The sequence below is a fragment of the Endobacterium cereale genome (assembly GCF_009617585.1).
In the GTDB taxonomy this organism is placed as follows: domain Bacteria; phylum Pseudomonadota; class Alphaproteobacteria; order Rhizobiales; family Rhizobiaceae; genus Neorhizobium; species Neorhizobium cereale.
The window spans coordinates 423,524-446,380 of sequence record NZ_WIXI01000051.1; the positions used below are offsets into that span (position 1 = coordinate 423,524).

The 22,857-nt window shown below is 60.5% G+C and carries 18 protein-coding genes; 9 read left to right on the forward strand and 9 right to left on the reverse strand.

The window, feature by feature from the left end; genetic code table 11:
* Positions 1-69 precede the first annotated feature (69 nt).
* Positions 70-1,095, forward strand: coding sequence for a DUF2793 domain-containing protein (locus GAO09_RS28290; protein WP_153360118.1), 1,026 nt, complete (start codon positions 70-72; stop codon positions 1,093-1,095).
* Positions 1,096-1,462: 367 nt separating this feature from the next.
* Positions 1,463-2,131, forward strand: coding sequence for a sugar transferase (locus GAO09_RS30630; protein WP_420796185.1), 669 nt, complete (start codon positions 1,463-1,465; stop codon positions 2,129-2,131).
* A gap of 239 nt (positions 2,132-2,370) precedes the next feature.
* Here GAO09_RS30630 and GAO09_RS28300 read toward each other — a convergent pair whose 3' ends face one another.
* A complete protein-coding gene (locus tag GAO09_RS28300) occupies positions 2,371-2,535 on the reverse strand; it encodes a hypothetical protein (RefSeq protein ID WP_153360120.1) in 165 nt (54 codons plus the stop codon).
* Here GAO09_RS28300 and GAO09_RS28305 point away from each other — a divergent pair.
* Entirely contained in the window at positions 2,534-3,829 is a 1,296-nt protein-coding gene (locus GAO09_RS28305) for a hypothetical protein (RefSeq protein ID WP_153360122.1), read from the forward strand. The genes GAO09_RS28300 and GAO09_RS28305 overlap by 2 nt on opposite strands.
* 19 nt (positions 3,830-3,848) lie before the next feature.
* Here the strand turns inward: GAO09_RS28305 and GAO09_RS28310 are convergent, their stop codons facing one another.
* Genes GAO09_RS28310 through GAO09_RS28320 form a run of 3 tightly spaced genes read right to left on the reverse strand, consistent with a single transcriptional unit; the run spans position 3,849 to position 5,630 of the window.
* Positions 3,849-4,418: a hypothetical protein gene (locus GAO09_RS28310; protein ID WP_153360123.1), complete on the reverse strand. Its 570-nt coding sequence runs from the start codon at positions 4,416-4,418 to the stop codon at positions 3,849-3,851.
* A complete protein-coding gene (locus GAO09_RS28315; RefSeq protein WP_153360125.1) occupies positions 4,408-4,968 on the reverse strand; it encodes a hypothetical protein in 561 nt (186 codons plus the stop codon). The genes GAO09_RS28310 and GAO09_RS28315 overlap by 11 nt, the downstream gene beginning before the upstream one ends.
* Positions 4,968-5,630, reverse strand: a complete 663-nt coding sequence (locus GAO09_RS28320) for a hypothetical protein (protein WP_153360131.1) — start codon at positions 5,628-5,630, stop codon at positions 4,968-4,970. The genes GAO09_RS28315 and GAO09_RS28320 overlap by 1 nt, the downstream gene beginning before the upstream one ends.
* A gap of 149 nt (positions 5,631-5,779) precedes the next feature.
* On the opposite strand from GAO09_RS28320, the gene GAO09_RS28325 reads away from it, so the two are divergent.
* On the forward strand, positions 5,780-6,457 hold the full coding sequence (locus GAO09_RS28325) for a FadR/GntR family transcriptional regulator (protein WP_153360133.1): 678 nt from the start codon (positions 5,780-5,782) through the stop codon (positions 6,455-6,457).
* Between the two features lie 128 nt (positions 6,458-6,585).
* Positions 6,586-7,845: a CynX/NimT family MFS transporter gene (locus tag GAO09_RS28330; protein WP_153360595.1), complete on the forward strand. Its 1,260-nt coding sequence runs from the start codon at positions 6,586-6,588 to the stop codon at positions 7,843-7,845.
* 14 nt (positions 7,846-7,859) lie between these two features.
* Here GAO09_RS28330 and GAO09_RS28335 read toward each other — a convergent pair whose 3' ends face one another.
* On the reverse strand, positions 7,860-9,317 hold the full coding sequence (locus tag GAO09_RS28335) for a GAD-like domain-containing protein (RefSeq protein ID WP_153360134.1): 1,458 nt from the start codon (positions 9,315-9,317) through the stop codon (positions 7,860-7,862).
* A gap of 286 nt (positions 9,318-9,603) precedes the next feature.
* Here GAO09_RS28335 and GAO09_RS28340 point away from each other — a divergent pair, with 286 nt between their 5' ends.
* From GAO09_RS28340 to GAO09_RS28355, 4 genes are all read left to right on the forward strand, one after another.
* Positions 9,604-11,397, forward strand: a complete 1,794-nt coding sequence (locus GAO09_RS28340; protein ID WP_153360136.1) for an acyl-CoA dehydrogenase C-terminal domain-containing protein — start codon at positions 9,604-9,606, stop codon at positions 11,395-11,397.
* Between the two features lie 65 nt (positions 11,398-11,462).
* The gene (locus GAO09_RS28345; RefSeq protein ID WP_153360138.1) at positions 11,463-12,671 is read left to right on the forward strand and encodes an acetyl-CoA C-acetyltransferase; all 1,209 of its coding nucleotides are present in this window, start codon (positions 11,463-11,465) and stop codon (positions 12,669-12,671) included.
* Positions 12,672-12,691: 20 nt separating this feature from the next.
* Positions 12,692-14,905, forward strand: coding sequence for a 3-hydroxyacyl-CoA dehydrogenase NAD-binding domain-containing protein (locus tag GAO09_RS28350; RefSeq protein WP_153360141.1), 2,214 nt, complete (start codon positions 12,692-12,694; stop codon positions 14,903-14,905).
* Between the two features lie 127 nt (positions 14,906-15,032).
* Entirely contained in the window at positions 15,033-15,386 is a 354-nt protein-coding gene (locus GAO09_RS28355; protein ID WP_153360143.1) for a hypothetical protein, read from the forward strand.
* A gap of 6 nt (positions 15,387-15,392) precedes the next feature.
* On the opposite strand, the gene GAO09_RS28360 is transcribed toward GAO09_RS28355, so the two are convergent.
* The 4 genes from GAO09_RS28360 to GAO09_RS28375 all read right to left on the reverse strand — a co-directional run bounded on the left by GAO09_RS28360 (position 15,393) and on the right by GAO09_RS28375 (position 22,685).
* Positions 15,393-17,513 (reverse strand): bifunctional diguanylate cyclase/phosphodiesterase, encoded by a 2,121-nt coding sequence (locus GAO09_RS28360; protein WP_153360146.1) that lies wholly within the window; start codon positions 17,511-17,513, stop codon positions 15,393-15,395.
* Positions 17,514-17,707: 194 nt separating this feature from the next.
* Positions 17,708-19,801 (reverse strand): DEAD/DEAH box helicase, encoded by a 2,094-nt coding sequence (locus tag GAO09_RS28365; protein ID WP_153360148.1) that lies wholly within the window; start codon positions 19,799-19,801, stop codon positions 17,708-17,710.
* Between the two features lie 188 nt (positions 19,802-19,989).
* Positions 19,990-21,273 (reverse strand): cystathionine gamma-synthase family protein, encoded by a 1,284-nt coding sequence (locus GAO09_RS28370; RefSeq protein WP_153360150.1) that lies wholly within the window; start codon positions 21,271-21,273, stop codon positions 19,990-19,992.
* A 140-nt stretch (positions 21,274-21,413) separates the two neighbouring features.
* Positions 21,414-22,685, reverse strand: a complete 1,272-nt coding sequence (locus tag GAO09_RS28375; protein ID WP_153360152.1) for an OpgC family protein — start codon at positions 22,683-22,685, stop codon at positions 21,414-21,416.
* Between the last annotated feature and the right edge of the window lie 172 nt (positions 22,686-22,857).

Sequence of the window (22,857 nt, forward strand, 5' to 3'; positions counted from 1 at the left end):
GAGTTCATCCACGCATTCCCGGTCTCACTTAAAATCCCGTCTGTTCAACCTCGTCAAAGGAGACGACAGATGACAGACCGCACGACCAATCTCTCAATGCCCTATATCCTTCCCTCGCAGGCGCAGAAACACGTTACCCATAACGATGCCTTGCAGACGCTTGATGCCGTAATCCAGTTGGCTGTCGATGGCGATGCAACGGCCCCTCCGCCAGCGCCCGCAGCGGGTGCGCGTTTTCTGGTCGCCGGCGGCGCAACGGATGCCTGGGCCGGTCATGACGGCCACATCGCCGTCTGGCAGGATGGCGCGTGGCTGTTTGCAGCTCCGCGGGAGGGTTGGGTCGCCTGGTTCAGGGGCGAGAAGAAACTGAAAATCTTTCATGACGCCGCGTGGAGCGAGCTTGACCAGGGCAATGCCAGTCCCACCATGATTGGCATCAACACCAGCGCCGATGATTACAATCGTCTTGCCGTGGCCTCGCAGGCCAGCCTGTTCACCCATGTCGGCCAAGGTCACCAGGCAAAGATAAACAAGGCCACAGCCGGCGATACCGCCACCTTGCTCTTCCAATCCAACTGGATCGGCCATGCGGAAATGGGACTTGCCGGCGACAACGAATTTTCGATCAAGGTGAGCGACGGTACGGCCTGGCTGACGGCCCTCAAAATTCGACAGAACGGCATAGTGGACCTGCCGCAGCGACCGATGGGACGTGCCTACAAAAATGATGGCACCGTCTCTCCCCTTCCAAACAGTGACAGCGGTTTCACTATCCTGGATCAGGCTCATGGGGGTGTAGCGCTCGGGTCCAAGTTGAACAATGGCGACCGAGCACTGGCAGTCCCTGTCGAAGGACGTTATCAGCTCTCACTCATGGCCACGTCGATTTCGGCGTCCGGATACGCCATCAGCCTCATGCGCAACAAATCGGAGATTATCTTCAGTCTGTGGTTCCCGACGGCCGCGCCGCTGACGCTCTCGCACACTCAGGTCGTCACCCTGGCGGCCGGTGACGAGCTTAGCCTCTACCATGCCGGAACGGCGCAGATTTATAACGCGGCAGCCGCGACCCAACTGACGCTCGCAATGCTCTGAACGCTTGCCTTCGTTTGGACTCATCGACCCGCCAAAGTGGTAGGAACAACCACAACCCACGGGAAACGTGAGCACAAAAGACATCGCGTAAAATTTGAATCAAGGCTGTCATGAAATTGCTGCAATGCAAAAATATCCCAATGAATTCATGGCAGCCTTAATTGATCACTAATCAAGCGGGTTGAGCAGTCCTGAGTTTGTGTTATATCGGGACGTAGACAAACGATTGAAAACATAGATAACGCGGGGGAACGTCGTGAGCATATCCGATCTCCACAAAAGCGCAGACTATGCCACCGTCCGGAGTCGCGAGCCCTTCGCGGTTGCGAAAAGCAACAGTCGCGCCGTTGCATCCTCTAAACCCCGGCTGAAATCCGGCCACCTCGTCGCCAAGCGTGTGGTGGATATTTCCGTCTCTCTGATGGCCCTCATCGCGCTGGCACCGCTGCTATTGGCGGTTGCGGTTTTGATCAAGCTCGACAGCCCCGGCCCGGTTCTTTTCCGGCAGACGCGCTGGGGCAAGGATTGCAGCAAGATCAGGGTCTACAAGTTCCGCTCCATGCGCACCGACCTCGGCGACTCCACCGGTGTTGCGCAGACGATCAAGAACGATCCGCGCATCACCAAGCTCGGCGCTATCCTGCGCAAGACCAATATCGACGAACTGCCGCAGCTCCTGAACGTGCTGAAGGGCGACATGTCGTTCGCGCTCCAATGGGCGCATCTTGCGCTCCGCCGGGTGCATCTGGCGCTCCGGATGGCGGGCGGCATCGAGCGCGCGCTGGCGGCGACGGATTTCTTCGAGTGGATTGAGCTGTCCGGCCGGCTGCGGTGTTGCCTTCTGCGTCGCCTGCTGTGGAGCTGGCTGCTCGCTGTAACGGCGCTGTTCACGGCCATCACCCTGACTTTCACCAGCCTGACGTTCGCGTGCCGACGAATGCATCAGCCCTTCGATCCGTGCCTCGAGCCCTTCGATCGTACGGTTGAGCGCGTCCAGAGAGGACGTCTCGCCGCGACGGGATGGCGTGGGTCGTGATCCGTTCATGGTCTCGCTCGCTTCGACAGCGCGGATTGCAGGAATCCGCTGATTGGTATTCGCCGACGATGCCGGGTTGAGCGACATCGCAGGTTACCACTCCTGAAGAGAATGCCGGACAGGACTTTCCTCAACCTTGAGTGGTTGCGGCTTCCTCATAAGACAACGCGAGACAAAAGAATGAGGTGCGCCACGACTAGTTCAGAGCACACAATCCACCAAACGTGGTAAACAGCCGGTTAATCCCGGTAGGGTTTTTTAACTTCTGCTGTTTTAAACGGGTTTTCAGGCGCTTTGCTGCCGTTGTCCCGCATCGAGGCAAGATTGTCGCGGTTGCGAAATTGACCCGGTTTTTCGGCTGGTGTTACGGTCCGCGCTGCGCGATTTTGAGAAGTGGTGAACATGACAATGCAATCCGCCCAGCCTGCCCCGACCGTCAGCGGTTTGCGTATTGCATCTCGGCAGTTGCAATTGACCTTGCGTCTGCTGTTTCGTTTCTGGCCGCAGCTGGCAGCGCTCTGGCTTCTCGGCTTTACCGGCAATCTTCTTCTCAACGAACTCGCCGCCCTGATCGGCCGCTGGAACTCGCTGGCCGGTCTGTCCATGCTGGCTCTTGTCGTCCTGTTGAAACTGGTGGTCATCGTCGGCCTGTTTGAAACCGTACGTCCGGGACTGCCGACGCTCGATGCCGCCTCGCGTGCTCCGGCAGCCCAGCCGCAGATGCGGCAAGATGGCCGGACAAATTTCGTCACCGCGCTTGCCCTGACGCTGGTGCCGTTTTTCGCCTTTTACGCGGCATGGGGGTTTCTCTCCGATACGGTTCGGGATTATTCGCGCCTGTCGCTCGATCTCTTCATGGCGGGCGAGGCGACCGGTCTGTTGAAAGTCAGTGGTGGCGCCTGGCTGTTCGTGTCGGTTGCCGCAGCGTGGGCGTTAAGGCGTTTCGCCAAGTTCATGCACAAGCGCTCGAAAACCTCGATCTGGCCGATCGTCATCGTCATCTGCGAGGCGAACTGGGCCTTTGTCGGCCTGTTCGTGGTGTCGGAGTGGCAAAGCGAAATCCGCGCCTGGTTCAGCCACCTGCCGGACACGATCGGCCATTTCCTTGGCCTGCTGCAGCCGGTCGGTGAAGCCTCTGCCCAGACAAACGTTGCGACACCCCCGGAGATGACGTCGGCTCCGATCGGCCAGCAGATAAAGGGCGTTTTCCTTTATGCGCTCTATCCCGTGGTCTGGCTGACGCTCGCCGCACTCATCTACGGTTACGACATCAACGGTGAGCCGCAGATCGGTGAGGGCCGGCTGTCCCGTGCCGTCTCACGCTGGCAGGCTTTGCCCAAGGCGGCCCGCGATTTCATCGCGCATTTCATCGCCGGTACGATGAAACGGTATCGGGCTCTGGCAGAAGGTGTCGGCCTTGCGCTCGGCTCAGGCATTGGCCTGCTGCTGTTCGCCATCGTTTTTTACCGCCTGCTCGATTGGGGTGCAGCCTGGGCCTGGTTCGGCCTCACGCAACTCATCGGCCCGCATGAGCTTCAACTCTGGCAGATTTTTGCCCAAGGCATTTCGGTATTGTTCGGCACGCCCAGTGCGCCGGGTGATGGCCTTTTGATCATGCCGATCAAGGTGTGCCTGCTGGCCGCCACGCTGGAGGTCGGTTTCGCGCAGGGGCGCGAATGGCGTCGCCGGGCGTCTTGAAGTCCCGGGCAGCGTGCACTTAAAGCCCGAGCGGCAGCGAAATCGCTTTCGGGCGTGATGCGGAAAAGCTCAGTTGTGCGGCGAGTTTTGGTGCCGCATCGGCAGGCACCACGAATTTTTCCTCGATCATGACAGCGCTGCTCTTTTTCGGCGGCGTCAGCGAGGTTATGCCGCAGCCGTTGACCGGATCGGCTTTCGGCTCGAGATCGCGGCTGATATCGTTGGACAGTGACACCTCCAGCGGCAGCCAGCGACGGCCGGTGTCGTCGGTCAGGCTCACCTGGCATTGGCCCCAGTTCTTGCCGATATCGTCATGCGCGGTTGCCACCAGCCGCACCACGATCAGCCGCATCGCACCGGGAAATTTCTGCGCCGTATCACGCCCGTCACCGATCAGCCGCACATTTTCCAGTCGCCAGAGCGCGCCGGCATAATCGAGATTGCCATTGCCGGTGAGAATCTCGCTTTCGCTAAGGCGAGAATATTCCTCGATATTACGCCAGGCATTGATGCGGAAAGCAACCACCAGCAGCACCGGCAGGCTCGCCAGCGAAAGCCAGAACCACTTTCTTTCGCGGTTAGATGCCATTCTTGCCGAGCTCCATTTTTTCACGCAAAACGATGCCGTTCTGCTCCAGCGTTATGGCAAGTTCATCCTCGAGCTGCGGTCCATATTGCCGCGAAAGCAGCAGCGTCATGTCGCGCGTTTCTTCCTTCGGCATTTCGAAAATGTAGATGCCGGTGGTCGGCAGCCCGGGCTGGACCGTTTTGGCCGAAAGCACATTCGGCGCCGCCTGGGCACGCTGTGACTGGTGATAGAGGCGGCCCGACGTGCCGATGATCGTTGCACCCCGCACCGGCATGGTTTCGCGCATCGCCTGCAACTCTGCGGACACGATGACCCATGTGCCGGAACTCTGGCGCTCGACGGCGCGCCCGAACTGGTCCCAGGCAAGCGTTTTCGCTTTCTGCACCTGCCGGATCTGCGCACTGAACACGGTACCGGACACCGTCTCTCCCTGCCGTCCTTCGGTCCTGATCGGCCCGGTCAACATTGCGTAAGGTGGTGTCGTTGCCTGCAGCGCGGCCAGCACCGTCATCGACACGGCGATTACGACGATGAGGAAAACAAGGCGCATCAGGGTTTTGCCTCTGCTGCCGGAATGGGTGCAGGGGCGGGCGCCAATGGCAGCGTCACCTGCGCCACGCTGCCGGCCGAAAACCAGCCCGGAGCGGCGTAGAGATTATCACGCGGCTTGAACTTTTCACCCTCGACCTTGACCTTCAGTTCTTTCGGCAATGTCAGGTCGGCCGGCACCTGCCAGACGGCTTTCACCGCCTCCGGCATCATCGGCTGCATGTCCCACAAAATGTCCTTGTCGCGCATCAGATAAAATTGCGGTTTTGGCGCATTGGGAATGTTCTGAAGCCTGATCAGGTCGCGATAGATGTTCGAACTCTCGGCCGAGAGATTTTCCAGTACCATGTCGATGGCTACCACCTGCTTGCCCGGTGCGATATGGGATCCGTTCGGCATCTCGCCGCCAATGACGCCGGCACTCAGCGATACTTTCCAGCGCCCGGCATCGACGGGTGTCGCGATCGCCACCTGCGGAATGATCTCCGCCTGCCGTTTTTCATAGAGCGAATAACCGAGCGAGATCGCCGCCGCCAGCAGACCGCCAATCCCCGCCAAAAGCTTGGTCAGCATGGCCTTGTTGGTTTTTCGGCTGATCGGCTTGAGCATGAATATCCAGTCCTCGGGCGAGGCAAGTGTCAGAGCAATGTCCGGCCGAACCATGGTGGCTTTGCAGTGCGAGGACCTGCACTCGAAACCGTGAGAGATTTAGCATCGCGCCCGTGATTGTCCACCTCTTCGGCTTCTGCTTGACCGCAACGCGATAGAGGCATATTGACAAAAGTCATCAGATGACTTGATGAAATAGATACATGCAGACACTGAGCAAATCCAGCCTCACAGAGAGTGCCGCGCAAGCGATCCGCAGCGAGATCACCTCCGGCCGCTGGGCAATCGGCGCGAAACTGCCCAATGAGGCAAGCCTGTCGGCCACGCTCTCGGTCAGTCGCGGTACGGTGCGCGAAGCTGTGCGGGTTCTGGTTGCGCAGGGGTTTCTCGAAACCCGGCAGGGCTCAGGCACCTATGTACTGTCCAGCACCGACACATCAAAAACATTCGACATGGCCCGCCGCACCAGCCTGCGCGACCAGTTCGAGGCGCGCTGCGCGCTCGATGTCGAGTCAGCGCGGCTGGCGGCGCTGCGCCATACGCCTCAGGTGATCACCGATCTGCGCCGCCTGCTTGCCGAGCGCGGCAACTACAAAGGCGGCGACAGACAGGAATTCATCGCTCGCGATCTCGCCTTCCACAAGGCCGTCATCGCCGCATCCGGTAATCGCGCCCTCATGGAAATCTACGATTTCTTCTCGGCCACCATCTCGGAAACCATCGAGGCTACGATCTCGGCGGAAGTGCCCGAACCCGACATGCAGGCGCATGCCGATATCATCGATGCCATCGAAACCGGCAATCCCGATGCGGCTTCAGCAGCCGTGCGCCGGTTCATGGCTCCCGTCTTTTCCGCACTGGATACATTGTTGCAGTCATGACAACTTCCTTGCACACCTCCGTCGCCCAAGCTTCGCAAGAGGGGTCGGCACAAAGCCAGGCTGCCGCACAGCGGATGCCGTATAACCAATCCTCCGCAGGGCCGGCAGAAGAAGCCTCGTCGCACGAGATGCTCGTCGATCCCGTCGAGGAAACGCTGGTCGATGCCGAAGTCGATACCGTTCCGGTGCCGGCGCCACCGAAACTAGGCACGTTTGGCCGCGTGGCTCTTGGCGCGAGCCTCGTGCTGATTGCCTTCAACCTGCGCCCGGTCTTTTCCAGCGCCTCGGCGCTATTGCCGGAAATCCGTGCGGAAATGGGCTTGTCGGCGCTCGGCGCCAGCTTGCTCACCACGCTGCCGGTCGTCTGCCTCGGCGCCTTTTCGCCGCTGGCACCAAAGCTGGCGCAGCGCTTCGGATCAGAACGCACGCTGCTCGGTGTTCTGGTTCTTTTGGCACTCGGCACGGCATTGCGCGGCCTTGTCTCCGCGCCACTGCTGTTTTTCGGCACGGCGCTTGCCGGCGCCTGCATCGCTGTCGGTAATGTGCTTTTGCCCGGCCTCGTGAAACGAGATTTTCCGAAACAGGCCGCCCTGATGACCGGGCTTTACACGATGGCGCTCTGCGCCGGTGCCGCCAGCGCCGCCGGCCTGACCCTGCCGATCGAAAAGGCGCTTGACGGCTCCATGCATGCGGCACTTGCCGTCTGGGCGCTGCCGGCGGTTGCCGTCGCACTCCTCTGGCTGCCACAGGTGTTTCTGGCCAAGCGCCAGGCGGGCCGCAGCGGTTTTCGTGTCGAAGGCCTCTGGCGGGATCGCCTTGCCTGGAATGTCACCCTGTTCATGGGCCTGCAATCGGCGCTCGCCTACAGCGTTTTCGGCTGGCTCGTCCCGATCCTGCGCGATCGCGGTCTCGATGGCGTCACGGCCGGTGCCATCGTCTCCGCGTCGGTCATGGTGCAGGCGGCCTCCTGCCTCGTTGTCCCGCATATCGCCGTGCGCGGCAAAAACCAGAGCGTCATCAACGTCACGCTGTGCGCCTTCGCGGTTACGGCGCTGATTGGCCTTCTGTTCGCGCCGCTTTCCACCGTGTGGATATGGGCGGTTTTGCAGGGCATCGGTCAGGGCGGTCTTATCGCTGCCGCCATGACCGTGATCGTGCTGCGCTCACGCGATCCGCATGTGGCGGCGCACCTGTCGGGCATGGCGCAATGTGTCGGTTATCTGCTCGCCGCCATCGGGCCGCTGATCGTCGGCGTCATACGCGGTGCCACCGGCAGTTTTGCATGGTGCGCGGTGCTGTTCGTCGCGATCGGTTCGGTTGCCGCCTTCAACGGCTGGCGGGCAGGACGGGCGCTGCATGTGGAGGCGAAAACGGTGGAGACCGCCTGAGGTCGTCTGTAGGCTCAATCGTCGGAACATCGATCCAGCTTCGGTGATCGCGTGGTCAGAAGATCGCCGACGCGCGGTCCATGCAAGATCGTGCCATCCTCGCCACGTTTGTACCGCACGCCCACCTGGCAGGCATGCGGCGCCATGCCCCAGATCCAGCCGATCAGGTGCCTGTCCGTATGTGCGGGTGAATAAAGCGGCATGTTGTGACGCAAACCGTCCTCTTCGCCGAGATCGAGCGTACACATCACCGTTCCTTCGCCATCGTCCTCTTCATCGAGAACAGGCTCTGCCACATGGGTAATGCGGGGCATGACAGGCTCCACATGCACCAGTTCGCGCAGGCTCTGTGGCAGGTCGGTCAAGGGCGGAGCGGCGCGGTCATCGCTGGAATTTTCCGACAATGCCTCCTCTGGCGTCACGCGACGGAAATAATATTTGCTGCTGCCGATCGTGCCGCGACCACCGATCGCTGTGGCGATATTCTTCAGTTCGCCGAATTGCAGGAGAAGGGTTTCTCCGCCTGTGGGCATGACGAGCAGCTCGTCGTCACGCGCATCGCTTCCCAATGAATCACCGCGCAGCCGAATGTCGAGCACCAGCTTGATATCGCCATTCGCGTTGCGTTCGATCTTGTAAGGGCCGGCATAAGAACGCACCTCCGTCCGCTCGAATGTCTGGTAGTGGATACGCCAGAACAACAGCCGGTATTGGCCGCCCGGCTGGAGCGCCAGAAGGCGGTACCAGTCGCTGTAGGAGGAGAGATAAAGTCCGGTCAGATCATCGCCTGTTGCAGAATCGGCAAACATGTCGCGATAGGCATCCGGAATGGCTTGCACCAGCGTATTCGGTTCTTCGCCCTTCTTTTTCGGCGGATCCACCGCATCGCGTAAGCGATGGTGCATAGCTGCCGCATCCACCTTTTTGATCTGCAGCATCTGCATGGTCAGCAGCATCTGGTTGATCTCATAGGCCTCGCCGGTCGCCAGCAAGCCGTTTTCCTCCCGCGCAATCTTTTCCGTGGCGGCCGGGATCAGGCTTTCCAGCGCGCGCGTGTCACAGAGAAAACCGTTGAAGAAATCATCCAGCTTCCATGTCAGCACGTCCGTCTCTTTCGAGACGGGATCGAAATAGGCCACATCTTCTTCGGTATCCGTCAGGCGCCGGTAATAGAGAAGAATGCCGAATGGTGTCATGGCGATCGGCACGCGCACGGCAGCGCCGGGCGGCGAGATGATCCAGCGATCCAGTACCGGCTGCCAGATGCTTGGGTCGATGAGCGCCAGCTGCCGGTTGCCGTAAAAGCCGAACCCCTTGCGCTGCCATAGTTCAAGCAGGCTTGCCGGAAGGATGTCCCGATAACTCTCGATACGTTCTGCCGGTGCCGGCGTGACCTGCCGCGATGGCGGATGTTTTCTGGTGAATTTGTGAAGAGCCGGGCGGTAAAACAGCGAGCGCAAAAACTTGAACATCTGCAAAGGGCTCCAGGACGCGATCCCGCCAATATGGAGCCGTGGCGCCCGATGGCCATGCCCAGGGTATTTTCCCGCAAGTCAGGTCTAACGTGTTTGCCAAGGCGCCGGCCAGCACACGATCACGGACTTTTGGCTGGCCCCAACCGACCACCCGATGTTTCTCTCACGCCGTATCGATGAACCGAAAAACTCCCTTGTTACGGGATTGACGTTTACGCAAACGTCAATATTTTAGCGATGGAGTTTGCCGGTTACCACCGGCGCGCAGAGGAGGAGTTTGCGCATGCCCATCTACAAGGCCCCCGTTGAAGATACGCTGTTCATCCTGAACGACGTGCTCAGTCTCGAACGTTTCGGCAATCTGCCCGGCTTTGCCGATGCGACGCCGGACATGATCGAGGCGATCCTCGGCGAGGCCTCCAAGGTGGCGGAAGAAGCGCTTTTCCCGCTCAATCTGTCCGGCGATCAGGAAGGCTGCACCCGCAAGGATGACGGCTCGGTCACCGTACCAAAGGGTTTCAAGGAAGCCTACGACCAGTATTGTCAGGGCGGCTGGATCGGGCTTGCCGTGCCGGAGGAGTTTGGCGGGCAGGGGCTTCCCTACACGCTGCACGCCGCCGTTGGCGAATACATGTCGTCTGCCAACATGTCGTTGATGATGTATCCGGGCCTCACACAGGGCGCCATTGCCGCCATCCTCGTGCACGGCTCGGATGAGCAGAAGGCCACCTATCTGCCCAACATGGTCGGCGGCACATGGTCCGGCACCATGAACCTCACCGAACCCCATTGCGGCACCGATCTCGGCCTGCTGCGCACCAAGGCCGTGCCGCAGGGCGATGGCAGCTATAAGATTTCCGGCCAGAAGATTTTCATCTCGGCCGGCGAACACGGCATGACGGATAACATCATCCACCTCGTGCTCGCCCGCATCGAAGGCGCGCCTGAAGGCACCAAGGGCATTTCGCTGTTTATCGTGCCAAAATTCATGGTCGGTGAGAATGGCGCGCTGGGTGATCGCAACGGCGTCACCTGTGGCGCGCTCGAAGAGAAAATGGGTATCCACGGCAATTCCACCTGCGTCATGAACTATGATGATGCCGTGGGCTATCTCATCGGCGCGGAAAACAAGGGCCTGTCGGCCATGTTCGTGATGATGAACGAGGCCCGCCTCGGCGTCGGCCTGCAGGGCCTTTCGATCGCCGAGACCGCCTATCAGAACGCCGTCGCTTACGCCAATGAGCGTATCCAGGGCCGTTCTCTTTCGGGTGCGAAGGCACCGGATAAGAAGGCCGATCCGATCATCGTCCACCCGGATATCCGCCGTTCGCTGATGACGATCAAATCGTTCAACGAGGCTGGACGTGCCTTCCTTCTCTGGACTGCACTCAAATCCGACATCGCCCACCGCTCGCCGGATGAGGCCGAACGCCAGAATGCCGACGATCTGCTTGGTCTCGCCACGCCGATCCTCAAGGGCGTGCTGACCGACAAGGGGTTCGACCACGCCGTGATGGCGCAGCAGGTGTTTGGTGGCCACGGGTATATCGAGGAACATGGCATGAGCCAGTATGTCCGCGATGCCCGTATCGCCATGATCTATGAAGGCGCAAACGGCATCCAGGCGCTCGATCTGGTGGGTCGCAAGCTGGCGCTCAACGGCAGCCGCGCCGTCATGGCCATGTTCAAGGAAATCGGCGATTTCTGCGAGGAAAACCGCACTGACGAAGCGATGGCGCCCTACACCAAGGCATTGAAAAAAGGTCTCAACGACGCGCAGGCATCGACCATGTGGTTCATGCAAAACGCCATGGCCAAGCCCGATAATGCCGGCGCGGGTTCGACCGATTACATGCACCTGTTTGGCCTCGTGACGCTCGGCTACATGTGGGCCAAAATCGCCAAGGCCGCGCAGGAAAAGCTTGGCTCAGGGGATGCTCGCGAGGACTATCTGAAGAACAAGCTGGTGACGGCACGCTTCTTCATGGAGAAGGTGATGCCCGAAACGGCATTGCGCAAGGTGCGCATCGAGGCAGGTGCGGATAGCGTGATGGAACTGGCGGCGGAAGCATTCTGAGCCATTTGTAAGGACAAGGCGCGCGCAAGTGCCGACCCGAAAGGGAAAACGGGAGAGATGATACCATGACCGAAGTCTTCATTTACGACCACGTGCGCACGCCGCGCGGTCGCGGCAAGAAGGACGGATCGCTGCACGAAGTGCCGTCCGTCCGCCTCGCCGCCAAGACGCTGGAAGCCATCCGCGATCGTAACGGCCTGAATACTGAGACTGTCGATGACATCATCATGGGCTGCGTCGATCCGGTAATGGATTCAGGCGCCGTCATCCCCAAGGCTGCCGCTTTTGAGGCCGGGTATTCGACAAAAGCCCCCGGCATGCAGATTTCCCGTTTCTGCGCCTCCGGCCTCGACGCCATCAATTTTGGCGCCGGCAAGATCGCGGCAGGTTCGGATGACATCGTCATCGCCGGTGGTGTGGAAAGCATGTCGCGTGTCGGCATGGGCATGTCCGGCGGCGCCTGGTACATGGACCCGTCGGTCAACTTCCCATCCTATTTCATGCCGCAGGGCGTATCGGCCGATCTGATCGCCACCAAATACGGCTTTTCGCGCGATGACGTCGATGCCTATGCCGTCGAAAGCCAGAAGCGCGCCGGAAAAGCCTGGGATGCGGGTTATTTCAAGAATTCCGTCATTCCGGTCAAGGACCAGAACGGCATCACCATTCTCGACCGCGACGAGCACATGCGCCCGACAACGGACATGCCGGCGCTGGCCTCGCTCAACGCTTCCTTCCAGATGCCCGGTGAAATGGGCGGTTTCGAAGCCGTCGGCATTCAGGCGCATCCGGAAATCGAAAAGATCAACTATGTCCACCACGCCGGCAATTCGTCCGGTATCGTCGATGGCGCGGCCGCCGTGCTGATCGGCTCGAAGGCGGGCGGTGAAAGCATGGGCGTAAAGCCCCGTGCCCGTATTCGCGCCTTCGCCAATATCGGCTCCGATCCGGCTTTGATGCTGACCGGCCCGGTCGACGTCACCGAAAAGCTGCTGGCTCGCACCGGCATGACGATTGCCGATATCGACCTGTTCGAGCTCAACGAAGCGTTTGCCGCCGTGGTGCTGCGTTACATGCAGGCTTTCGACATTTCCCACGACATCATGAACGTCAACGGCGGCGCGATTGCCATGGGCCACCCACTCGGCGCCACCGGCGCGATGATTTTGGGCACGGTTCTGGATGAGTTGGAGCGCCGCGATCTCAACACCGCACTGGTGACGCTGTGCATCGGCGCCGGCATGGGCACGGCAACCGTCATCGAACGCGTCTGAGTATCGGGGAGGAGAAACGCATGACCTACAAGAACTTCACCATCGAAACCGGCGCAGACGGCATCGCTCTCATCACCTGGGACATGCCGGACAAGTCGATGAATGTCTTCACCGTCGAGGTGATGGACGAACTCGAAGCCCTGTTGAAGCAGACGGTGGAAGACGCCGCCATCAAGGGCGTCGTGTTCACCAGCGCCAAATCCTCCTTCTCCGGCGGGGCAGATCTCACCATGATCCGCGGCATGTTCTCCATGCTGCAGGAAGCCACGGCCAAGGATCCGGAAACCGCCAAACAGAAGCTGTTTGAAGTCGCCGGCCGCATGACCTGGCTGTTTCGCGCCATCGAAACCAATGGCAAGCCCTGGGTTTCGGCCATCAACGGCACCTGCATGGGCGGCGCGTTCGAACTGTCGCTTGCCTGCCACGGCCGCGTTGTCGCCAATGGCAAGTCGGTCAAGCTGGCACTGCCGGAAGTCAAGGTCGGCATCTTTCCGGGCGCCGGCGGCACCCAGCGTGTGTCGCGCCTCACCGATGCCCAGTCCGCCCTGCAGATGATGACGACAGGCCAGTCGCTCACCCCGCAGCGCGCAAAAGCCATGGGCCTCGTGGATCAGGTGGTCGAACCGGCCGAACTGGTGAATGCCGCCAAGCAGATGATCAAGGACGGACTGAAGCCCGTCGCCCCATGGGATGAAAAAGGTTTCAAAGCCCCCGGCGGCGGTGTGTGGACGCCCGCAGCCGCGCAGCTCTGGCCGGCCGCCCCCGCCATCCTGCGCCGCGAAACAGCCGGCAATTATCCGGGCGCACTCGCCATTTTGAAATGCGTCTATGAAGGCCTGCAGCTTCCCTTCGATACGGCTCTGAAAGTCGAGCAGCGCTATTTCACGCAGGTTCTCGGCACGACCGAAGCGTTTTCGATGATCCGCTCGCTGTTCATCTCCATGCAGGAACTCGGCAAGGGCGCCCGCCGCCCGGCCGGTGTGCCAAAGAGCGAGTTCAAAAAGGTTGGCGTTGTCGGCGCCGGCTTCATGGGCGCGTCGATCGCTTATGTCACGGCCGCCGCCGGCATCCCCGTCGTTCTGATCGATCGGGACCAGGAAGCTGCCGACAAGGGCAAGGCCGTCTCGGAAAAGCTGGTGGCGGAAAGCGTCTCCAAGGGCCGCCTGACCAAGGAAGAGGGCGAAAAGCTGCTCTCGCTCGTCACGCCGACACCGGATTATGCGACGCTTTCGGATGCCGATCTGGTCATCGAAGCCGTGTTCGAGGATCGCAACGTCAAGAAGGCGGTGATCGAACAGGTCGAAGCCGTCATTCCGGCCACCACGATCTTCGCCTCCAACACCTCCACCCTGCCGATCTCGGGTCTTGCGGAAAACTCGAAACGGCCGGAGCAGTTCGTCGGCGTGCATTTCTTCTCGCCGGTCGAAAAGATGATGCTCACCGAAGTCATTCTCGGTGAAAAGACTGGCGACAAGGCGCTCGCCACGGCGCTGGATTTCGTCGCCAAGATCAAGAAGACGCCGATTGTCGTCAATGACACGCGCGGTTTCTTCGTCAACCGCTGCGTCTTCCGCTATATCAACGAGGCCTATGACATGCTGGCCGAAGGCGTGCCGGCAGCGATGATCGAGAATGCCGCCAAGATGGCCGGCATGCCGGTCGGTCCGCTTTCGCTTAACGATGAGGTCGCCGTCGATCTGTCCCAGAAGATCATGAAAGCCTCGATTGCGGATCTGGGCCCCAATTCGGTCAAGCCGGAACACATGGCGCTGGTCGATCAGCTGATCGACGTGCTCGACCGTCGTGGCCGCAAGAACGGCCGGGGTTTTTACGACTACCCGGCCAAACCGGCGAAAAAGTCGCTCTGGCCCGGCCTCAAGGATCTCTATCCGCAAAAGAAAGCATCTGAGGTCGACGTCAACGTGCTGAAGCAGCGCTTCCTCGTCACCATTGCGCTGGAAACGGCGCGCACGGTGGAGGAAGGTATCGTCACCGATCCGCGCGAAGCAGATGTCGGCTCCATCCTCGGCTTCGGTTTCGCACCTTATACGGGCGGCACGCTGAGCTATATCGACGGCATGGGCGTGAAGGCGTTCGTGACGCTGGCGGAAAAGCTTAGCCGCGAGTACGGCGACCACTTTGCGCCGACATCGCTGTTGAAGGACATGGCGGCGAAGGGCGAGACGTTTTATGGGCGGTTCGATCCGTACACGAAGGTAGGGGCGGCGGCGTAAGGCCGCCTTTCTTTACGAAGGCAAAATGCGGAAGCTCCTGCGCCATGAGCTTCCGCTTGTGTCGTATCGGGATGTTGAAACTTCACCCGGCCATGGCTTGGCGAGAAGCTGATCAGGGACGCAGACCGTGTGGCAAAACAACGTTCCGAAGCCAAGCCGCTCACGCCGTGCCTATTTGCAGCAAGCCATGTTCATTCTGTCGGGTATGGCTGTGGCTGGCGGTTTCCTAGTCTATGTCACGCGATATGACGGCGACCCGCTCTGGCTGCTGGCGGCAGCACTTGCATTGCTTGTGCCATGCGGACAAAATCTGATGTTTGCGTATGAGGCATGCAACGCCACCATACTGTCGTTAGACAATCCGATCATCATTGTGCTTAGCCTCGTTTTGCTTCTGCTAATGCTTCCGCTTCTGGCGTTTTTCTTCCTTGCGACAATGCTCATGCAAGCCGCAAGGGCGCCATCTTCGCCGGGACCCTGAAGGCCTTCACGCAGCACTCGACCGCACCAGTGCCGCGATATCCGCTCCGCTCATCGGCCTGCCCAGCAAAAATCCCTGCAACTGGTCGCAACCGGTCTGCTTCAGTGCCGCCATCTGTTCCGGCGTTTCCACACCTTCCGCCGTCACTGGAATGTTCAGCGCATGGGCCAGTGAAATGGTCGCGGTCAGCACTTCCGAGCCCTCGCGGTTCTTCAGCCCGCTTACCAGCGATCGGTCGATCTTCATCCGGTCAAACCCGAATGTGCGCAACGCGCCGATGCTGGCATAACCGCAGCCAAAATCGTCAAGCGCGAACTTCACGCCGATATTGCGCAGTGCCTCGATGGCGCGGCGCGCCTGGTCGGGGTTGGACATCAGCACGCCCTCGGTGATCTCCAGTGTCAGCCGATGCGGATCGAAGCCGGTTTTGTCGAGAAGCCGGATCACATCGGCGGGAAAATTGGGGTTGCGAAGCTGGATCGGCGAAACGTTGACCGAAAGCGCCAGCGTTTTCCATTTTTGCGCCTGTTCGATCGCGGTTTTGAGAACTTGCATGCCCAATTGGTCGATCAGGCCCGAGCGTTCGGCAATCGGGATGAAGATTTCCGGGCTGACACGGCCGGTGATCGGCACCCATTGCGCCAGCGCCTCCACGCCCACCACCCGCCCGGCCTGGGCGTCGAACAGCGGCTGGTAAGCGACCTGTATCTCGCCGCGCTCCAGCGCGCGGCGCAACCGGTCTTCCAGTTCGGCCGCCATCAGCCGGTCGTTGTCGAGATTGGCGGTGAAGGTCACCGCCTGTCCGCGACCGCCTTCCTTGGCGGTATAAAGCGCCATGTCGGCGCGGCGCAGCAGTTCCAGCGCATCGGGCACATCGTTTTGCGCCGTCACCGTACCGATGCTGGCGCCGATCTCGATCGTGCGCCCACCGATCATGAAGGGTTCGGCCACGCAATCCACGATCCGCTGGGCAAGGTCCGTGGCTGTGTGAAGCGGCGTTGCAACGGCAAATTCGTCGCCACCCAGCCGGGCAAACAGGGCATCGGCCGGCAGATGCGATTGTACCCGTGCGGCCACCAGTTTGATCAACTCGTCACCCACGGCGTGGCCCCAGGCATCGTTGACACCCTTGAAACCGTCGAGGTCGATCAGGTGCAGCATCAGGTCGGCCCTGTCGGCCGCAATCGCCTTGTCAAGCTTTTCGAGAATGCCGGCGCGGTTCAGTAGGCCGCTCAGCACGTCATGGGTGGCGCGGTGGCGGGCGCGGTCGGTGGAACGCTGCAGCATACGCACCGCCATGAAACCGGTGACGAGAACGGCCACCAGGAACGCGGCCAGAACAATGGCTGCGGTCAGAAGGTAACCGTGGACGCGATCGTAAATCATTGTGCCGGGCTCGCGGCTTTCCCATTGCAGATAGGTTAGCGTATTGCCGTCCGCGTCGTTCAGCGGCACAGACAGCATGTGCGGTTCGGGCGTTTCACTGACGCTCAGATCGTCGAGGTCAAAAGTCTGCTCGATCTCGTCGAGCGTTTCCGCAGACATGAACCTGACCAGCACCAGCGTATGAAGTGGTGCATCGGCATCAATCGTCCGGTTATAGGGCCGGATCATGCCGGCCGCCATGATGGCCAGCCCGTCCGCGCTGCGCACGAAACTGACGACCGGCACGCGGCCGGAGGTCTTTGCATGGCCGATGATATCGGCCAGCGACGAATCGAAGAAACTGTGGGGGTCGAATTCCTGGCCCTTCTTGTAGCTGCTCAGAATGGTCTGTTGCGGTGTGACCACGATGGAGGCATCAAAAAGCGGGTTGTCGATCGTGCTCTTGCCCCAGGTCGTATCGGAGAATTCCTTGGCCTCGGGAGAGGTTATGTGCTCGTAGCCATCATCCCACACCGTGTTGTCGCGTGCGGTGGCACTCAGGTGTTCCTGCAGTGCTGCTATTGCGGCTTTCGCAGCATGTCTGGCCCGTGCGTCATCGATGCTGGTTGCCGTACTCGTCATGTCGCGCACCGAAACGGCGATCAGCACCGCCAGTATGGCTGCAACAGCCAAAAAGAACGCGGTCACCGCAATGACGACGCGAATGCGAAGCGGCAGTCCTGTAAAAAGCAATCTCGACATAACACACCAATGCGAGGGAACCGCGGCTCGTCAGTTGAGCCCATCACATCTGTATATTATGATTATCTAAATAAGAAATTTATGCCGTTGCGACGATTGTATCGTCGGCCGCCGACAGCCCGCGGAATACTGGCTGTCTGTGGCAAAAGAAAAGGGCCGGTTTCCCGGCCCTTCGTCGATCATTGATCAGCGTATCAGTCGCGCTTGTCGGACTTCGTGAACTTGCCGCCCTTCGGCGCGCCCTTGCCAAACCCGCCCTTGCCGCCTTCCGGCTTGGCAAAACCCGGCTTGCCACCATCCTTGTTCTTCTTGAAAGGCTTGGCATCGCCGGCCGGTGCGTCATTGGCCTTTTTCTTCCAGGGCTTGTCGTCGCCAACTCTGTCGGACTTCACCTTGTCGCCCTTATACCCTTCAGACTTTTGTCCGTCGGACTTGAAGCCGTCATTGGCCTTGCCCTTCGGCTTCCAGTCCTTGCGCGGTGCATCGCCGTCCTTGAACGGCTTGTCACCATAAGGCTTGTCGCGGAAAGGCTTGTCGCCACGCAGGCCGTCCTTCTTGAAAGGCTTGTCCTTCCAGGGCTTGTCCATGCGCGGGCCATCGCGCTGGGTAAAGCCTTCGTCGTCGGTGCCGCGTGAAAACTTGGAGAAGTCGGGGGCGCCGTCCAGCTTGGTCACGCGGATGCCGCGCTCCATCATGCGGTCCTTGCCGAGCTTGGCCATGAAGCGTTCGGCATGGGCTTCGGAGATTTCGACAAACGTCTCGTCGGCCTGCATCTTGATGGCGCCGATCTCGTTCTTGCTGAGATCGCCGCTCTTGCAGATGGTCGGGATTAGCCAGCGCGGTTCGGCGCGCTGCTTGCGGCCAACCGAAAGCGAGAACCACACGGCCGGGCCGAAATCACCACGCGGCGTCAGCGGACGCGAAGCGGCGTCGCCGGTCTGTCCGTCACGCGGCTTGCGCGCGCCATCCAGCGAAACCACGCTGATTTCTTCCGGGGCGGAATTTTTGCCGCGATACATCGAGACAAAAGCAGTTGCCAGCTTCTGCGCGTCAAAACGCTCGGTCAGCTTGGCGATCAGTGCCAGTTCGTCCTCATCCGTCGTCACCTCGGTGAAGATCGGGTTGGCGAACAGACGTTCTTCATCACGCTCGATAACGGCATCGGCAGACGGCGGGTTTGCCCAGGTCGGCTCGATCTTGGCGCCGAGCAGAAGACGTTCGGCCTTGCGGCGCTGGCTGACCGGAACGATCAGCGCGCTGATGCCCTTGGAACCGGCGCGGCCGGTACGACCCGAACGGTGCAGGAGCGTTTCCGAATTGGTCGGCAGGTCGGCATGGATAACCAGTTCGAGGCCGGGCAAGTCGATACCGCGGGCGGCAACGTCGGTCGCCACGCAAACGCGGGCGCGGCCGTCACGCATGGCCTGCAGCGCATGGGTGCGCTCGTTCTGCGTCAGTTCGCCGGAAAGCGCGACGACGGAAAAATTGCGGTTGGACAGGCGGGCGGTCAGATGATTGACGGCAGCGCGGGTCGAGCAGAACACGATCGCGTTCGGCGCTTCGTAATAACGCAGCACGTTGACGATGGCGTTTTCACGGTCCTGGCCGGTGACCAGCAGGGCGCGCTGTTCGATGTCCACATGCTGCTTCTGCTCGGCAGAGGTGGCAATGCGCACGGCATTGCGCTGATAGCTCTTGGCAAGCTTGGCAATGGCGGCCGGCACGGTGGCCGAGAACATCAGGGTGCGGCGGTTGTCCGGGGCCTGCTCGAGAATGTATTCGAGGTCCTCGCGGAAGCCGAGGTCGAGCATCTCGTCGGCCTCATCCAGCACGGCGACGCGCAGCTCGGACATGTCGAGCGCGTTGCGGCGGATATGGTCGCAGATACGGCCCGGCGTGCCGACAACGATATGGGCGCCGCGTTCCAGCGCACGGCGCTCGGAGCGGATATCCATGCCGCCGACGCAAGAGGTGATGACGGCATCGGCCTCGGCATAAAGCCAGTCCAGCTCGCGCTTCACCTGCATGGCCAGTTCGCGGGTCGGTGCGATCACCAGTGCCAGCGGCACGCCGGCGCGACCAAAGCGTTCCGCGTCGCCCAAAAGCGTCGGCGCCATGGCGATGCCGAAGGCCACCGTCTTGCCGGATCCGGTCTGCGCCGATACCAGCGCGTCGGAATTGATGAGGTTGGGATCGAGCATCGCCAGCTGAACCGGGGTCAGCGTCGCGTAGCCACGTTTTTCCAACGCCTTGGCGATCGGCGGGATCGCGCCGTCAATTGCGGTCATGAATTACTGTCTTTCGGATTTAACGCGCCCACGTTTCCGGGGCGCCCTGGCTGCAAGGCTCGCAGCCGAACATGGGCGCGTCTCTACTGGCTTCAAGGGCAAATGTCAAAGTGCACACGCGCAAGGCTGCCCGTCACGGCAGGCAGGTCTCGCGCATCGTCCACCTGAGGCCCATGGTCAGGCCAACATCAAGCCTTGTCGAGAGCCACCGTCAGATCGGCGATCAGGTCATCCGGGTGTTCGATGCCAATCGACAGCCGGATCGTGCTTTCCAGTACGCCGATCCTCTGGCGCACATCCGCCGGCACGCCCGAATGCGTCATCGAGGCCGGATGGCTGGCAAGCGATTCCGTGCCGCCAAGGCTCACTGCCAGCTTGAAGATCGAAAGCGCATTGAGGAAGCGGAACGAAGCAGGTTGCCCACCCTTGATGTCGAAGGAAAAGGTCGAGCCTGCACCGCTGCACTGGCGGGCAAAGACCTTGCCCGTCGGCGATTGCGGGTCGTGATAGGGCAGGTAATGAATGCTCTCGACCGCCGGATGGGTTTTCAGGAAATCCGCGACCGCCTTTGCATTGGCATCGGCCTTTTCCATGCGGATCGACAGGGTTTCCAACGAGCGGCCCAGCATCCAGCAGGAATGCGGATCAAGCTGCGTGCCGATCGCCCCGCGCAATGCCTTTACCGGTTTCATCACGGCCTTCGAACCGAGTGCAGCACCGGCAATCAGATCGGAATGGCCGCCGACATATTTGGTCAGCGAATAGACGGAAATATCCGCGCCATGCTCGATCGGCCGCTGGAAAACCGGACCGAGCAGCGTGTTGTCGCACACGACGATCGGCGTGTGGCCTTGGCTGGCGCCGATCTCGTCGGCCGTGCGCCGCATCAGGGCAACGTCGACAAGGCTGTTGGTCGGGTTGGCCGGCGTCTCGATCAGGATGACAGAAACGCGGCCCTTGGCCATCGCCGCCTTGGCGGCGACGACGACCGAAACCTCATCGACGCCATTGGAAAAACCGACAGCCGCCACATCGAGTTCGGCGAATTTTCTGGAGAGCAATGTTTCGGTGCCACCGTAAAGCGGCTGCGAATGCAAAATGCAGTCGCCGGGCTTCACGAAGGCCAGCAGTGTTGTCGCGATCGCCGACATGCCGGAGGAAAACAGCGCACCGCTTTCCGTGCGCTCGTAAACCGCCAGCCGGTCCTCGACGATCTCGCTATTGGGGTGGTTGAAGCGCGAATAGACGAGGCCGGCGCCCGTGCCTTCCGGCGGTTCCTTGCGGCCGGAGACGTAGTCGAAGAAATCGCGGCCTTCTTCTGCCGATTTGAACACGAAGGTGGAGGTGAGGAAAACCGGCGGCTTCACCGCGCCCTCAGACAATTCGGGGTCATAACCATAGTTCAGCATCTGCGTTTCGGGATGAAGCGCGTGATTGCCGATATGCGTCTTCGAGGGATGCGGTTTGGTCATTGACCTGCTCCTGTCTTCGCGATGAACAGGAACATATCACCCAAATCTCCGCCGCCAAGAAAAAGCAAGCCGCAGACGCTCGAACATGAAAAAGGCGGCCCGTTGCCAGGCCGCCTTCATATTTTATGCGCTTGACCGGTTTATGCCGTGCGCGGACGTGTTGCCGGCACGCTGGCCTTGGCGGTCGCCTTGGCCCCAACGGCGGGCTGACCATTCTGGCCGCGCGGTGCGGGCGCATTGTCCTCGGCGGTGCCAAAAAACTTGTCGCGCTCGCGCCACAGGGCGGGCAGGGCCAGAAGCGCCACGCCGACCACGGCGATCATCGCCTTGGTGAACTGCGACAGTTCCGGCGAACGACCGTCGAAATAATAGACGGCGTAAACGATGGCGACGTGCCAGACATAAACGTGCAGCGAATGACGGCCGAGCAGCTGCAGGAAGCGGATCGAGAACACCCAGACCAAGGCATTGGCGATCTTGCGAACCCACACGGCCGGATGTTTCGGGCCGGCAATCAGCATCCAGGTCATCAGCGATGCGGCAGCCATGAAGTTCAGCAGGTAAACCACGCTGAAGTCGGTGCGGATTTCCAGCGACGCGAACTTGGCGGCCAGTTCCGGCGGCATCCAGCCATAAGCCGTCATAATGCGCAGCGGCAGGAAGAACAGGCAGACGGACACGGCAGCCAGCGGAATGAACGAGTTTTCCGGCGAGAAGATCTTTGTCCACGGAATGCGGCCAAGCGAGGTCAGCGCGCCGAGAACCAGAGCCGAATAGAACACGATCTGCCAGCCGAACAGGTTGAACGAGGTGCGCATGCCCTGATCGTCGGCACGCATCAGGAATGCATTGATCGGGTCGGAGATCAGCTTCTGCACACCGATCTGGCCAGCCATCCAGACGATCAGCGAGCCGATCATCACATAGGCCCACTTGCCGTCGATCACGAGCTTCACCAGCATCGGCGCAAAGATCATGTAGACGATATATTGCGGCAGGATGTCCATGAAGGTCGGCTGGAAGAAGAAGGTCGCGACAGCAGCCAGACGCAGCGGATCGTCGAAGGTCGTGTAACCCAGCCAGTTATACCATATGTAATAGGCACCCGGCAGAACCATCTGCGCGGCCAGCGCAACGAGCACGATGCCCATCGCATAACGGTAAAGCTCAAAAGCACGCGAATAGATCGCGTTACGCCCGGCTTCATAACCGTTCTTGGCCATTTTGCGCACGTAAACCATGCCGATCAGCAGGCCCGACAGGAACACGAAGCCCTGCGCGTCCTCAACGAAGGCAAGCTGGTTATGGTTGATTTTCACCAGCCAGTAGCCGCCGGCAAAAACCAGGTGGTTGATGAGCATGAAAACGAGGAAATATCCCCGCAATCCATCAATAATCTCAAAGCGTTTCATCGGTCGCGTTCTCCGTCTTTCAGGTGCCGAGCGCAGGCGCGATCGATGCCTTGGTGCCTCTTCGGGCCGGTGGAAGATACGCGCCTAAACGCGGCAAAAAGGCGTGCGGTTCCGAACATGGGCCAATTTTGCAACCCACACGCGATCAAAAGACGATCAAGGAGATGTGTGT

Bases quoted from the DNA above. Each gene is read 5' to 3' on its own strand.
- GAO09_RS28375 (WP_153360152.1), bottom strand. From the start codon at position 22,685: ATGAAACGCTTTGAGATTATTGATGGATTGCGGGGATATTTCCTCGTT.
- GAO09_RS28365 (WP_153360148.1), bottom strand. From the start codon at position 19,801: ATGACCGCAATTGACGGCGCGATCCCGCCGATCGCCAAGGCGTTGGAA.
- GAO09_RS28340 (WP_153360136.1), top strand. From the start codon at position 9,604: ATGCCCATCTACAAGGCCCCCGTTGAAGATACGCTGTTCATCCTGAAC.
- GAO09_RS28305 (WP_153360122.1), top strand. From the start codon at position 2,534: ATGACAATGCAATCCGCCCAGCCTGCCCCGACCGTCAGCGGTTTGCGT.
- GAO09_RS28310 (WP_153360123.1), bottom strand. From the start codon at position 4,418: ATGGCATCTAACCGCGAAAGAAAGTGGTTCTGGCTTTCGCTGGCGAGC.
- GAO09_RS28315 (WP_153360125.1), bottom strand. From the start codon at position 4,968: ATGCGCCTTGTTTTCCTCATCGTCGTAATCGCCGTGTCGATGACGGTG.
- GAO09_RS28370 (WP_153360150.1), bottom strand. From the start codon at position 21,273: ATGACCAAACCGCATCCCTCGAAGACGCATATCGGCAATCACGCGCTT.
- GAO09_RS28320 (WP_153360131.1), bottom strand. From the start codon at position 5,630: ATGGTTCGGCCGGACATTGCTCTGACACTTGCCTCGCCCGAGGACTGG.
- GAO09_RS28345 (WP_153360138.1), top strand. From the start codon at position 11,463: ATGACCGAAGTCTTCATTTACGACCACGTGCGCACGCCGCGCGGTCGC.
- GAO09_RS28350 (WP_153360141.1), top strand. From the start codon at position 12,692: ATGACCTACAAGAACTTCACCATCGAAACCGGCGCAGACGGCATCGCT.
- GAO09_RS28330 (WP_153360595.1), top strand. From the start codon at position 6,586: ATGCTCGTCGATCCCGTCGAGGAAACGCTGGTCGATGCCGAAGTCGAT.
- GAO09_RS28360 (WP_153360146.1), bottom strand. From the start codon at position 17,513: ATGTCGAGATTGCTTTTTACAGGACTGCCGCTTCGCATTCGCGTCGTC.
- GAO09_RS28300 (WP_153360120.1), bottom strand. From the start codon at position 2,535: ATGTTCACCACTTCTCAAAATCGCGCAGCGCGGACCGTAACACCAGCC.
- GAO09_RS28290 (WP_153360118.1), top strand. From the start codon at position 70: ATGACAGACCGCACGACCAATCTCTCAATGCCCTATATCCTTCCCTCG.
- GAO09_RS28325 (WP_153360133.1), top strand. From the start codon at position 5,780: ATGCAGACACTGAGCAAATCCAGCCTCACAGAGAGTGCCGCGCAAGCG.
- GAO09_RS28335 (WP_153360134.1), bottom strand. From the start codon at position 9,317: ATGTTCAAGTTTTTGCGCTCGCTGTTTTACCGCCCGGCTCTTCACAAA.